9 protein-coding genes are annotated in these 12,695 nt (G+C 64.0%); 6 read left to right on the top strand and 3 right to left on the bottom strand.

Annotation, left to right across the window (positions count from 1 at the left end; all coding sequences use genetic code 11):
* Positions 1 to 9 precede the first annotated feature (9 nt).
* Positions 10 to 984 (bottom strand): NAD-dependent epimerase/dehydratase family protein, encoded by a 975-nt coding sequence (locus ACLJEU_RS26760; RefSeq protein ID WP_414662401.1) that lies wholly within the window; start codon positions 982 to 984, stop codon positions 10 to 12.
* 202 nt (positions 985 to 1,186) lie between these two features.
* Here ACLJEU_RS26760 and ACLJEU_RS26755 point away from each other — a divergent pair, with 202 nt between their 5' ends.
* The 6 genes from ACLJEU_RS26755 (at position 1,187) to ACLJEU_RS26730 (ending at position 10,123) form a co-directional block, all read left to right on the top strand.
* Positions 1,187 to 1,522, top strand: coding sequence for a glutaredoxin family protein (locus ACLJEU_RS26755; protein ID WP_414662400.1), 336 nt, complete (start codon positions 1,187 to 1,189; stop codon positions 1,520 to 1,522).
* Between the two features lie 140 nt (positions 1,523 to 1,662).
* Positions 1,663 to 6,321 (top strand): glutamate synthase large subunit, encoded by a 4,659-nt coding sequence (gltB, locus tag ACLJEU_RS26750; RefSeq protein WP_414662399.1) that lies wholly within the window; start codon positions 1,663 to 1,665, stop codon positions 6,319 to 6,321.
* A gap of 74 nt (positions 6,322 to 6,395) precedes the next feature.
* The gene (locus ACLJEU_RS26745) at positions 6,396 to 7,880 is read left to right on the top strand and encodes a glutamate synthase subunit beta (protein WP_414662398.1); all 1,485 of its coding nucleotides are present in this window, start codon (positions 6,396 to 6,398) and stop codon (positions 7,878 to 7,880) included.
* Between the two features lie 181 nt (positions 7,881 to 8,061).
* Positions 8,062 to 8,784, top strand: a complete 723-nt coding sequence (locus tag ACLJEU_RS26740; RefSeq protein WP_414662397.1) for a DUF4197 domain-containing protein — start codon at positions 8,062 to 8,064, stop codon at positions 8,782 to 8,784.
* A gap of 272 nt (positions 8,785 to 9,056) precedes the next feature.
* Entirely contained in the window at positions 9,057 to 9,542 is a 486-nt protein-coding gene (locus tag ACLJEU_RS26735) for a helix-turn-helix domain-containing protein (protein WP_414662711.1), read from the top strand.
* Between the two features lie 89 nt (positions 9,543 to 9,631).
* Positions 9,632 to 10,123 carry a transposase gene (locus ACLJEU_RS26730; RefSeq protein WP_457795291.1) on the top strand — a complete coding sequence of 164 codons (492 nt, stop codon included), beginning with the start codon at positions 9,632 to 9,634 and terminating at the stop codon, positions 10,121 to 10,123.
* 26 nt (positions 10,124 to 10,149) lie between these two features.
* On the opposite strand, the gene ACLJEU_RS26725 is transcribed toward ACLJEU_RS26730, so the two are convergent.
* Both ACLJEU_RS26725 and rlmN read right to left on the bottom strand, forming a co-directional pair.
* The gene (locus ACLJEU_RS26725; RefSeq protein ID WP_414664650.1) at positions 10,150 to 11,475 is read right to left on the bottom strand and encodes a TrpB-like pyridoxal phosphate-dependent enzyme; all 1,326 of its coding nucleotides are present in this window, start codon (positions 11,473 to 11,475) and stop codon (positions 10,150 to 10,152) included.
* A 145-nt stretch (positions 11,476 to 11,620) separates the two neighbouring features.
* On the bottom strand, positions 11,621 to 12,682 hold the full coding sequence (gene rlmN, locus ACLJEU_RS26720; protein WP_414664649.1) for a 23S rRNA (adenine(2503)-C(2))-methyltransferase RlmN: 1,062 nt from the start codon (positions 12,680 to 12,682) through the stop codon (positions 11,621 to 11,623).
* Positions 12,683 to 12,695: the final 13 nt, after the last annotated feature.

Here is a 12,695-nt window from a genome sequence, read left to right as displayed (position 1 = left end):
GGTTTCGACTCAGCTCTGGTAGTAACCGCGGTACCACTCCACAAACCGCCGCAGTCCTTCCTCGAGCGGTACCTTCGGGGTGAATTGGATGGCGGCCTGGATGCGGGTGAGATCCGCGCACGTCTCGTACATGTCGCCCGGCTGCGGCGGGAGCAGTTCCACGTCGGTCTTCCGGCCGAGCAGTTCCTCGAGCATGCGCACAAAGAGGATGGTTTCCACCGGGCGGTGGTGGCCGAGGTTGAAGATCCGCAGCGGCGGGGTGGGGCGCTCGGCCGGCGGGTAGAGCAGCACCTTCACGATGCCGTCCACGATGTCGTCTATATAAGTGAAGTCGCGGAGGTTTTTCCCGGCGTTGAACAGTTTGAGAGGCTTGCCCTCGCTGATGGCCCGCGCGAACAACGTCGGCGCCATGTCCGGGCGCCCCCACGGTCCGTAGACGGTGAAAAACCGCAGCCCGGTGAGGTTCAGTCCGTAATTGTGCGCGTAGCTGTGGGCCATGAGCTCGTTGGCTTTCTTGGTCGCGCCGTAGTACGAGATCGGCTGATCGGTGTTGTCGTCCTCGCGGAACGGTGGCTTGGCCCCGGCACCGTACACGCTGCTGCTGGAGGCAAACACCAGGTGCTTCGGCGGCGTGCGCCGGCAGGCCTCGAGCACGCTCGCGAAGCCGTCGAGGTTGTTGCGGGTGTACGCGGCCGGTTGCTCCATGCTGAAGCGGACGCCTGGCTGCGCCCCGAGATGGACCACGTAGTCCGGGGCGAAATGCGCCACAAGGCCGGCAAATTTCTCCGCATCGGCGAAATCCGCCTGCAGAAAACGGAAATCCTCCAGTCCGTTGAGTTGCTCGAGGCGCGCACGCTTCAGGGCGACATCGTAGTAGTCGCTCAGAATGTCCACGCCGAGCACGTCGCAGCGTTTGGTTTCTGCGAGCCGGCGCGCCGTGTGGTAGCCGATGAAGCCGGCCGCGCCGGTCACGAGCACTTTCATCTGGCGCGTGATACGGCAACGCGTGCGATCCGGCTAGCGGAAACTTTTCCGGAGTTGAGGTTCGTCGCGGGCAGCGTCCGCAGCTGTACACCCCGGCCTCAATCTATGACAGAATTGTCAGCAAATTCTAAAGACGGTGCTTGATCGGCCAATTGTGCGGCCTATACCTTGCGCCGCTTCTGTCCTCGCACACGTTCACCGCATGAAGATCAAAGCCTATCTCAAGCCCCACTGTGGCTGGTCCAACGGTGTCCGCGCCATCCTGCGGAAACACAGTCTGCCGTTTGAAGATATCGATATCATCAACAACCGCGCCAATTACGCGGAAATGGTGCAGAAGTCCGGACAGCCGCTCTCTCCCTGCGTCGAAGTCGACGGCGTGATGCTCGCCGATGTCTCCGGCGAAGAAGTGGAAAACTATCTCCTCAGCAACGATCTGGTGAAACCGACCGACGTCCCCACGGACGTCGCGACGAATGCGGGTTGCTCCGATGAGGAGCACGCCAAGATGGCGACGAAAACGATCCGCTTCTTCTAAAAACTACGCTGAGAGCACTCCGCACTTAATACTTTCACGGGCCGCTCTCGCACACGACGAGACGGCCCTTTTTTTGCTCTAGGAAGATGCGGCTCTCCAGCCGGCCCTTGCCACTCAACGACTTTCCGATTTTCGACGAAATGAACCACCGTACCAGCAGCGCCAACCATCCGCCGACCGACACCGCGACTCCCGCTCGCTCCCCCGGGCTGCCGGTCAAACAGGGCCTCTACGATCCGTTTTTTGAACACGAGGCCTGCGGCGTCGGTTTCGTCGTCGATATGCACGGCCGCAAGTCGCACAAGATTGTGTCCGACGCGCTGCAGGTGCTGCGCAATCTCGACCACCGCGGCGCCAGCGGCGCTGAAATCAACACGGGCGACGGCGCCGGCATCCTCATTCAGATGCCGCACACGTTCCTCGCCGAGGCGTGCAAAGCCGCCCGCTTCACCCTGCCTGAAGCCGGCCAATACGGTTGCGGCCTCGTCTTCATGCCGCGCAATCCGACCGTGCGTCGGAAGATTGAGGAGCGTTTCGAGCAGGTGGTGCAGTCCGAAGGCCTTGTTTTCCTGGGCTGGCGCACCGTCAAGACCGACAACTCGATGCTCGGTGACACGGCGAAGTCCGCCGAACCCTTCATGCGTCAGGTCTTCATCGGCCGCGCCCCGGGCATGACCGACGACATGGCCTTCGAGCGGAAGCTCTACGTCGTCCGCAAGCGAGCCTACGCCGAAATCCGGACGTCGACCCTCGCGGGCGCCGAATACTGGTACGTGGTCAGTCTCTCCTACAAGACTCTCGTCTACAAAGGCATGCTCACGACCGATCAGGTCGACAAGTATTTCCCCGAGCTGACGCATCCGTCGATGGAGTCGGCCCTCAGCATCGTCCACTCGCGTTTCTCGACCAACACGTTCCCGAGCTGGGAACGTGCGCACCCCTACCGCTACCTCGCGCACAACGGCGAAATCAACACGCTGCGCGGAAACATGAACTGGATGCACGCGCGCCAGGCGCTGTTTGCCAGCGAAGCCTTCGGCGACGACATCAAGAAGATCCTGCCGATCATCAATCCGAACGGTTCGGATTCCGCGATGTTCGACAACACGCTCGAACTCCTCGTGCTCGCCGGCCGGTCGCTCCCGCACGCGATGATGATGATGATCCCCGAACCGTGGTCCAACCACGAGTCGATGGACGATGACCGCCGCGCGTTTTACCAATACCACTCCTGTTTGATGGAGCCGTGGGACGGCCCGGCGTCGATCGCCTTCACCGACGGCAAGCAGGTCGGCGCGATCCTCGACCGCAACGGCCTGCGCCCGTCGCGGTATTACGTGACCAAGGACGGCTTCGTCGTCATGGCCTCCGAAGCCGGCGTGCTCGATTTCCCGCCCGATCAGATTTTGCAAAAGGGCCGGCTGCAGCCGGGCCGCATGTTCCTGGTCGATACCGAACAGGGCCGCATCATCGAGGACGAGGAGATCAAGCGTGAGATTTCCAAGCAGCAGCCGTACCGGCAGTGGCTGAACGAGCACCTCGTCCATCTCAGCGATCTCCCCGAGGCGCCGAAGATCGAGCAGCCCAACCACGAGACGCTGCTCCAGCGGCAGATCGCGTTCGGCTACACGTTCGAGGATGAGCGCGTAATCATCACGCCGATGGCCAAGGACGGCGTCGAAGCGATCGGCTCGATGGGCAACGACGCCGCGCTCGCGGTGCTCTCCAACAAGCCGCGCCTGCTGTACGATTATTTCAAGCAGCTCTTCGCCCAGGTCACGAACCCGCCGATCGACTCGATCCGCGAGGAGATTGTCACCTCCGCCGAAACGCGGCTCGGTTCCGAAGGCAATCTGCTCAACCCGCAGCCGACCGCTTGTCGCCGCGTGGAATTGAAGTGGCCGGTCCTCACCAACGAGGAGTTCGCCAAGATCCGCCGCACGCAGCTGCCGGGTCTCCACACCGGCGTGCTGCCGATTCTCTTCCGTGTTTCCCGCGGCGAGAAGGGCCTCGCGAAGTCGATGGAGGAGCTTTCGATCATGGCCCGCCGCATGATTGAAGAAGAGGAAATCAACGTCCTCATTCTTTCCGATCGCGGCGTCACGCGCGATTACGCGCCGATCCCGTCCCTGCTCGCCGTCGCCGGCCTGCACCACTACCTGATTCGCGAAGGCCTGCGCACGCGCGTCTCGATTGTGCTCGAGACGGGCGACGCCCGCGAAGTGCATCACTTCGCCCTGCTGATCGGCTACGGCTGCAGCGCGGTGAATCCGTACGTGGCGTTCGAGACCATCGACGACATGATTCGCGAGGGCATGCTGCCCAACATCGATCACAAGAAGGCCTGCCAGAACTTCGTGAAGGCTGCGTCCAAGGGCGTGGTCAAGGTCATGTCCAAGATGGGCATCTCCGCGATCCAGAGTTATCGCGGCGCCCAGGTGTTCGAGGCCCTCGGCCTCCGCCAGGATGTCGTCGATCACTACTTCACCTGGACGCCGTCGCGCGTCGGCGGCATCGGCCTCGATGTCATCGCCCAGGAGGTGCTCCTGCGTCACCGCGCCGCATATCCGGAACGCGCGGTCGACGGTCATGTCCTGCCGGTCGGCGGCCTCTATCAGTGGCGCTCCAGCGGTGAAGCCCATCTCTTCACGCCCGAGTCCGTGCACGCGCTGCAAAAAGCGGTCCGGCAAAACAGCAAGCCGGCCTACAACTCGTACGCGAAGCTGGTGAACGATCAGAGCAAGAACCTCTGCACGCTGCGCTCGCTCCTCGACTTCAAGAACGGCACCGCGCCGATTCCGATCGAGGAGGTCGAGTCGGCCGAGAAGATCATGAAGCGCTTCAAGACGGGCGCCATGTCGTACGGCTCCATCTCCAAGGAGGCGCACGAGACGCTCGCCATCGCCATGAACCGGATCGGCGGCAAGTCGAACACCGGCGAAGGCGGCGAGGACTCCGAGCGCTTCACCTGGACGAACGAGCTCGGTGACTCGAAGAACTCCGCGATCAAGCAGGTCGCCTCGGGCCGCTTCGGCGTCACGAGCGAATACCTCGTCAACGCGCGCGAACTCCAAATCAAGATGGCGCAGGGCGCGAAGCCCGGTGAAGGCGGCCAGCTGCCCGGCACCAAGGTTTATCCGTGGGTGGCCAAGACCCGCGGCACGACCGCCGGCGTCGGCCTCATCTCGCCCCCGCCGCATCACGACATCTACTCCATCGAGGATCTGGCCGAGCTGATCCACGACTTGAAGAACGGCAACAAGGACGCCCGCATCAGCGTCAAGCTCGTCTCCGAGGTCGGCGTCGGCACCATCGCCGCCGGCGTCGCCAAGGCGCACGCGGACGTTGTATTGATTTCCGGATACGACGGCGGCACGGGCGCCTCGCCGCAGACCTCGCTGCAGCACGCCGGCCTGCCGTGGGAACTCGGCCTCGCCGAGACGCACCAGACGCTCGTCCTTAACAATCTGCGCTCGCGCATCGCCGTCGAGACCGACGGCCAGCTCAAGACCGGCCGTGACGTCGTCATCGCCGCGCTGCTCGGCGCCGAGGAGTTCGGTTTCGCGACTGCGCCGCTCGTTGCCACCGGCTGCATCATGATGCGTGTTTGCCATCTGAATACGTGTCCGGCCGGCGTCGCCACGCAGGATCCGCAGCTCCGGGCCCGGTTCGCCGGCAAGCCCGAGCACGTGGTGAACTTCATGAAGTTCATCGCCGAGGACATCCGCGAAATCATGGCCCAGCTCGGCTTCCGCACCATCGAGGAGATGATCGGCCGCACCGATCGCCTCGAGGCGAAGAAGGCCGTCGAACACTGGAAGGCCAAGGGGCTCGATTTCTCCAACATCCTCTATCAGCCGGACGTCGGCCCCGAAGTCGGGCGCTTCTGCCAGATGAAGCAGGATCACGGCATCGATCGCTCGATGGACATGAAGCAGCTCCTCGAGCTGTGCCGGCCCGCGATCGAGCGTGGCGAGAAGGTCATCGCCGAGTTGCCCATCCGCAACGTCCACCGTGTGGTCGGTACGATCACGTCCGGTGAGATTACCAAGAAGCACGGCGCGAAGGGTCTGCCCGAGGACACGATCAAGCTGAAGTTCAAGGGCTCGGCGGGCCAGAGCTTCGGTGCCTTCGTCACCCGCGGCATGACGCTCTCCATCGAGGGCGACGCGAACGACTACTTCGGCAAGGGCCTTTCGGGCGGCAAGCTCATCATCTATCCGTCGCCGGAGGCCACGTTCAAGGCCGAGGAAAACATGATCATCGGCAACGTCGCGCTTTACGGCGCGTCCGCCGGCGAGGTCTACATCCGCGGCATGGCCGGCGAACGTTTCGCCGTCCGCAACTCCGGCGTCACCGCCGTGGTTGAGGCCATCGGCGACAACGGCTGCGAGTACATGACTGGCGGCAACGTCGTCGTGCTCGGCCGCGCCGGCCGCAACTTCGGCGCCGGCATGTCCGGGGGAATTGGATACGTGCTCGACGAGTCCGGCGATTTCGCCAAGCGGGTGAACGTCCAGATGGTCGGCATCGAGAAGCTCGAGGACGCCCGCGAGGTCGCCGCCGTCAAGGCGATGATCCAAAAGCACCTCGACTACACGAAGAGCGTCCGCGCGAAGGAAATCCTGGATAACTGGGCGGCGTTCCTGCCCAAGTTCGTCAAGGTGATGCCCAAGGACTACAAGCGCATGCTCGCCTGCATCGAGCGAGCGCAGGCCCAGGGACTCACCGGCGACGAAGCCATCATGGCCGCGTTCGAGGAAAACGCCCGCGACACGTCGCGCGTCGGCGGCAACTGACCGCCCGCGGCGGCCCGCCGACGGGCTGCCGCGATTTCAAATCTCAAATCTCAACTTTCAAATCATCCCGCTCCATGGGTAAACCAACCGGCTTCATCGAGTATCTGCGCGAACTGCCCGTCGACCGCACGCCCAGCGAGCGTGTGCGCGACTGGAAAGAGTTTCACCACCACATGGAGGAGAAGAAACTCCGCCAGCAGGGCGCGCGCTGCATGGATTGCGGCATCCCGTTCTGCCACACCGGCAAGTTGATCAGCGGCATGGCCAGCGGCTGCCCGATCAACAACCTCATCCCGGAGTGGAACGATCTCGTTTATCGCGGCCTCTGGAAGGAGGCGCTCGATCGCCTGCACAAGACGAACAACTTCCCCGAGTTCACCGGCCGCGTGTGTCCCGCCCCATGCGAAGGCTCGTGCGTCCTCGGCATCAACGCGCCGCCGGTCACGATCAAGAACATCGAGGCCTCGATCATCGACAAGGGCTGGGATGAAGGCTGGGTCGTGCCCGAGGCGCCGAAGAGCCGCACCGGCAAGAAGGTCGCCATCATCGGTTCCGGCCCCGCGGGTCTTTCCGCCGCGGTGCAGCTGAATCGCGCAGGTCACCTCGTCACTGTGTTCGAACGCGCCGACCGTCCGGGCGGCCTGCTGATGTACGGCATTCCGAACATGAAGCTGGACAAGCAGGAGGTCGTCCTGCGCCGCATCAAGTTGATGGAAGACGAGGGCATCAAGTTCGTCTGCAACGCCAACGTGGGCGACAACGTCGACGCGCAGGTCTTCCTGAAGGACTACGACGCGACGGTCATTTGCACGGGCGCCACGCAGCCGCGCGATCTCCCGATCGAAGGCCGCAGCCTGAAGGGCGTGCACTTCGCGATGGAGTTTCTCACCGCCAACACCAAGGCCGTCCTCAATGGCGGCGCCGAGCACTGTGCGATTCACGCCAAGGGCAAGGACGTCGTGGTCATCGGCGGTGGCGACACCGGCACGGACTGCGTCGGCACCTCGATGCGCCATGGCTGCAAGAGCCTCGTGCAGATCGAAATTCTCCCGAAGCCGCCGCTTGAACGCGCCGCTGACAATCCGTGGCCGGAGTGGCCCAAGACCTACAAGATGGACTACGGCCAGGAGGAGGCCGCGGCCAAATACGGCACCGATCCCCGCGTGTACCTCACGACGGTGAAGAAGTTCGTCGGCGACGCCGCCGGCAATGTGAAGGAACTCGTGACCGTCGAGATCAAGTGGGAGAAGAACGACAAGGGTCAGTTCATCCCGAAGGAACAACCCGGCACCGAAAAGACCCGCCCTGCCCAGCTCGTGCTTCTGGCAATGGGCTTCCTCGGGCCCGAGCAGGCGCTGCTCAAGGCCATCAATCTCGAGACCGATCCGCGCTCAAACGTCAAAGCCGAGCACGAGAAGTACACCACCAACATCAAGGGCGTCTTCGCCGCCGGTGACTGCCGCCGCGGCCAAAGTCTCGTGGTCTGGGCGATCAACGAAGGGCGCGGCGCCGCGCGTGAGTGCGATCGCTACCTGATGGGTTACACCGACCTCCCGTAACGGCGCGAACGCGTCCCGCGTTTTCTCTTTCCGCCACCCGTTCCCGCTCGCGTCGCGAGCCTGGACGGGTGGCGTTTTTTTTGACACCGCGACGTGGCGTCCGATCGTTTGCCCGCCCCCGTTCCGCGCAGTATCGACTTCAGTCGACAGGACTCCCATATCGACTTTCTCCCCTGCTACCATGACTACCCGCCTTTTCGTTACGCTCGTCGTTACCGTTTTCGCCAGCACTGTTCGCGGCGCCGATGCCCCCAAGCCCGTTCCGGCCAATGCCGCCACTGATGCCGCGCTCCGTTCCGCCGGCCTCACATCCGCCCAGTTGCTTGACGGCCTCAAGACCGGCCTCACCGCGCTGGTCGGCGCAGCCGGCACCGAACTCTCCAAACCCGGCGCTGTGCAGGTTTCCGCGCCGAGCTCCATGGCGAAGCTCGAATCCACGCTCAGCCGGCTCAACCAGTCCGGCGCTTTCGATTCGTTCAAGGCCTCGCTCAACCAAGCGGCTGCGACGGTCGCGCCGCAAACCGTGGCGGTGCTGAAGGGCGCAATCGGACCGCTCACGCTGGCCGACGCCAAGACCCTCGTCGGCGGACCGGCCGATGCCGCCACCCAGCTGCTGCGCAAGTCAGCCGATTCCGCCCTGCGCACCAAACTCATGCCGCTCGTGTCGCAGGCCCTCGCCGCCAACGGCACCGCCGCCAAGGCGAAGGATCTCCTCGCCAAGGCCGGCCCGATGGCCGCAATGGCGGGTGTGCCCAGCACGGCGGATCTCGAGTCTCATCTCTACACGCAGTTGCTGGACTCCACGTTTGGTTATCTCGCCAAACAGGAGGCCGCGTTCCGCGCCAACCCCTCGCAGTTCAAGAACGGCACTGCGGCGAAGGTCTTTGGCTTGGGCAAGAAATAGCCCGTGGCTGGCAGAGCCGCGTCGCTCCCTGCCTTGGCGGAACGCAGCAGGGGCCCGCGAATCACGCGGATGAACGCGAATTCCGGTCTCAGATCGATCCACCGGCTCTCCCTTACGATCCTCGTCCAGAGGAGCCGGTTCTGATTTTCTTCCGTTCGCGCTCGTAGCCACGATCGATCCAGAAGTCCAAAAGCAAGGAGTGATTGGTATCATACCAACAGCCTCTAACATTTAGACTATACAAGCAGGTCGCTTTGGAGTAGTCCGGGGGCATGGCGAGAACTCTACCGAAACTGGGCGAGGAAGTGGTGGCACAGATTGAGGCGGCGTGGACGCAGTCCCAGCCGGACTGGGCGCGGCGGCGCCTGCTGGTGGTGCGGCTGATCGCGCAGCACGAACTGACGGTGGCGGAGATCATGAAGATTGCGGATGTGTCGCGGCAGACGGTGTTCACGTATCGGGACAAGGTCGTCGCCGGCGGCGTGGCCGCTCTGCTGCAGCGGGGCAAGGCGCCGGGAAACCGGCCGGCCGTGCGTGGGGCCGTGCAAACCGAGTTCCTGGAACGGTTGGCCGCCGGGCAGTTCCGGCGAGCGAAGGACGCCCAAGCTTGGATTAAGAAGCGCACCCGCAAAACCCTCAGTGAGAGCGGTGCCCTCAAGGTGCTGCGCCGGTTGGGCGGTAAGCTCAAAGTGCCCCGCAAGAGCCATGCGAAAAGGATCCCGCGAAAGCCGCGGCCTTCAAAGTCGAACTGCCCCTGAAACTGGAAGCGCTCGCCGGTCCGGCCGCGCGCACCGGACAACCGGTGCGGTTGTGGGTGCTCGATGAGCACCGCTATGGCTTGTTGCCCGTGATCCGTCGGGTCTGGGGCCAACGCGGGGTCCGCGTGCACGCCCCGTATGCGACGCGTTATCAGTGGGGCTACCTCCACGAGGCGCTGGAAGTCGATGGCGCCAACCGCCTGGAACTACTGTTCACCCCGTGCATCGACCAAGACGTGCATGCGCTGTTTCTTCAACAGCTCGGCGCCACGGACCCGGCGGCGTTGCATGTCGTGATCCAAGACCAGGCCGGCTTCCACCTGCCACTCGCTGATCCGCGCTTGCCCAAGAACGTCCGACTGCTGCCCTTGCCGCCCTATAGCCCAGAACTCAATCCGGTCGAGAAACTCGGTGACTTGGTGAAGGACCAGATCTGCAATCGACTCTATCCGAGCCTGCGCCGCCTCGAAGATCATCTGCTCGCCGCGCTGCGACCGTGGCGCACCGAGAGCGCCCGCGTCGCGGAGTTGATTGGCCGCGGCTGGCTACTCGACGGCGTAAACGCTGGCGCGCCAACCTAAAGTCTAATTAATAACGGCCATTGGTATCAGTCGTCTTTCCCCGTGTCGTGCATGTGGCCCGAGAGGAACGAGTCGTACGCGGCAAGATCGAGCAGGCCGTTCCCGCTGAGACCGATCACGATCACGCGTTTCCTTCCCTCCTCGCGGCACTTCACCGCCTCGTCGATCGCGGCGGCGATCGCATGCGATGACTCGGGTGCCGGCACGATGCCTTCGGCGCGTGCGAACTGCAGCGCCGCCTGGAAGACCTTCATTTGTGGATACGCCATCGCCTCGATCAGTCCGAGCTTGAGACAGTGGCTCACCATCGGCGCCATGCCATGATAGCGCAGTCCACCCGCGTGAATGCTCGGCGGCATGAAGGTGTGGCCGAGCGTGTGCATCATCATCAGCGGAGTCGTCTCCGCCATGTCGCCGAAATCGTAACGCAATTCTCCCTGCGTGAGTGAAGGGCACGACGAGGGTTCCACCGCCACGATCCGGCATTTGCTGCCATGCTTGATTTTCTGCCGCACGAAGGGAAACGCGAGGCCCGCAAAATTGCTGCCGCCCCCGGCGCAGCCGAAGATCACGTCGGGTTCCTCGCCGGCGAGCGCCATCTGCTTGATCGTCTCCTCGCCGATGATCGATTGATGCAGGCACACGTGGTTGAGCACGCTGCCGAGTGCGTATTTGGTTCCTGGATGCTTCATCGTGTCCTCGATCGCCTCGCTGATCGCGAGGCCGAGGCTCCCGTTGCTGTCGGGATTTTCCGCGAGCTGCCGGCGGCCAAACTCCGTCTGGTTGCTGGGACTCGCGTGCACCGTCGCGCCGTACGTCTGCATGAGCAGCCGGCGGTACGGCTTCTGGTGATAGCTGACCTTCACCATGTAGATGTTGCACTCGAGGCCGAAGACGCTGCACGCGAACGCGAGCGACGAACCCCACTGGCCGGCGCCTGTCTCCGTCGCGAGCCGCTTGGTTCCCGTCTGCTTGTTGTAGTACGCCTGCGGAATCGCGGTGTTCGGCTTGTGGCTCCCCGCCGGACTCACGCCTTCGTACTTGTAGTAGATGTGCGCGGGCGTCTGCAGCGCCCGTTCGAGGCGCACGGCCCGCAACAGCGGCGTCGGTCGATACAATGCGTACACTTCCCGCACCTCCGCCGGAATCTCGATCGTGCGCTCCGCCGACATCTCCTGCGCGACCAGCGACTCGGGAAACAGCCCCATCATCAGATCCGGTGTGACGGGCTCACGCGTGCCGGGATGAAGCGGAGGCGGCAGCGGTTCGGGAAAGTCCGCCAGCAGATTGTACCAATGCGTTGGCATTTCCGCTTCCCGCAGCGGAAACGTAATCGAGGGGTTTGAGGCCATAAGGGGGTTGGACTGCGGCGGTGTTAACGCTCACCACCGCGGTCGTCAGTCCGCGAATTGGGCGACCCGCGCGGTAGTCCCGCCGTTTAAGCCCGGTATCACAAACCCGACTGCCCGGCCCGCGCTTTCTGCGGGCGCGGATTGATCACGCGTTGGCCACGGCGAGCTGGCCGCAGCCGGCGCCGATATCAATCCCACGCCGTTGCCGCACCGTGCTCGGCAGGGAGAATTCCGCGGCGAGGATCCGCTGGAACGCCTTCGCCGCCTCGTTGTGCGTCGGGGCGCCGGCGTATCCGGAAGTGGGATTCAGCGGGATGAGATTCACCTGGGCCGGCAGACCGCGGAGTAAATTTCCCACGGCGCGCGCGTGCTCCGGCGTGTCGTTCTTCCCCTCGATTAGCGTCCACTCGTAGAAGATGCGACGGCCGGTGGCCTCGCTGTAGGTGCGGCACGCGGCCATGAGTTCGTCCAGCGGCCACTTCCTTGCGGCCGGTACCAGCGCCGCGCGTTCGGCCTGGGTGGCGGCGTGCAGGGAAACGGCGAGGTGCAGCGGGCGCTTCTCCGCGGCCAGTCGCAGAATTCCGGGTACGACGCCGACCGTGCTCAACGTGATCCGCTCCGCTGCGATTGCGAGGCCGGCGGAATCGCGCAGGATGTCGATCGCGCTCATGACGGCGTCGTAGTTGTGCAACGGTTCGCCCATGCCCATGAGCACGACGTTGCGCAGGCGATGCGGTTCGCCCGCGCTGCGCAGAGCGCGCGCGACATGCACGGCCTGGGCGACGATCTCGCCGGGCGTGAGGTGGCGCGTGTAGCCCATCTGACCGGTGGCGCAGAAGACGCAGCCCATCGCACAGCCGACCTGCGAGCTGATGCAGGCCGTCACGCGGCCGTTGAAACGCATCAGCACCGTTTCGATCCGTTCGCCGTCGGCGAGCGAGAGGAGATATTTCCGCGTGAAGCCATCGCTCGAATCGGTCGCGAGCGCGGTGGGCAGGACGTCGGGTTTGCCGCCGGCGGCGAGTCGGGCGCGCACTTTCTCCGGCAGCTCGGGCATCGCCGTGGCATCGCACGATTCGGCGAGCTGGAGGTAGAGATAGTTCCAGAGCCGCTCCGCGTGAACCGGGGAGAAGTCCCAGCGCACGAATTGCGCGCGTAGTTCTTCGCGCGTGAAGTCGTAGAGGTTGAGCCGGACGGGCGGATTCACGTGACCTGCGTCC

Source organism: Terrisphaera buseokensis, from assembly GCF_047521145.2.
Classification (GTDB): Bacteria; Verrucomicrobiota; Verrucomicrobiia; order Opitutales; family Opitutaceae; genus ER46.
The sequence above is the reverse complement of the archived record's forward strand: the minus strand, read 5'-3'. Positions and strand labels throughout refer to the sequence as shown.

Coding starts and splice junctions, on each gene's coding strand:
- ACLJEU_RS26735 (WP_414662711.1), top strand. CDS start 9,057: ATGGCGAGAACTCTACCGAAACTGGGCGAGGAAGTGGTGGCACAGATT.
- ACLJEU_RS26760 (WP_414662401.1), bottom strand. CDS start 984: ATGAAAGTGCTCGTGACCGGCGCGGCCGGCTTCATCGGCTACCACACG.
- ACLJEU_RS26755 (WP_414662400.1), top strand. CDS start 1,187: ATGAAGATCAAAGCCTATCTCAAGCCCCACTGTGGCTGGTCCAACGGT.
- ACLJEU_RS26745 (WP_414662398.1), top strand. CDS start 6,396: ATGGGTAAACCAACCGGCTTCATCGAGTATCTGCGCGAACTGCCCGTC.
- ACLJEU_RS26725 (WP_414664650.1), bottom strand. CDS start 11,475: ATGGCCTCAAACCCCTCGATTACGTTTCCGCTGCGGGAAGCGGAAATG.
- ACLJEU_RS26740 (WP_414662397.1), top strand. CDS start 8,062: ATGACTACCCGCCTTTTCGTTACGCTCGTCGTTACCGTTTTCGCCAGC.
- gltB (WP_414662399.1), top strand. CDS start 1,663: ATGAACCACCGTACCAGCAGCGCCAACCATCCGCCGACCGACACCGCG.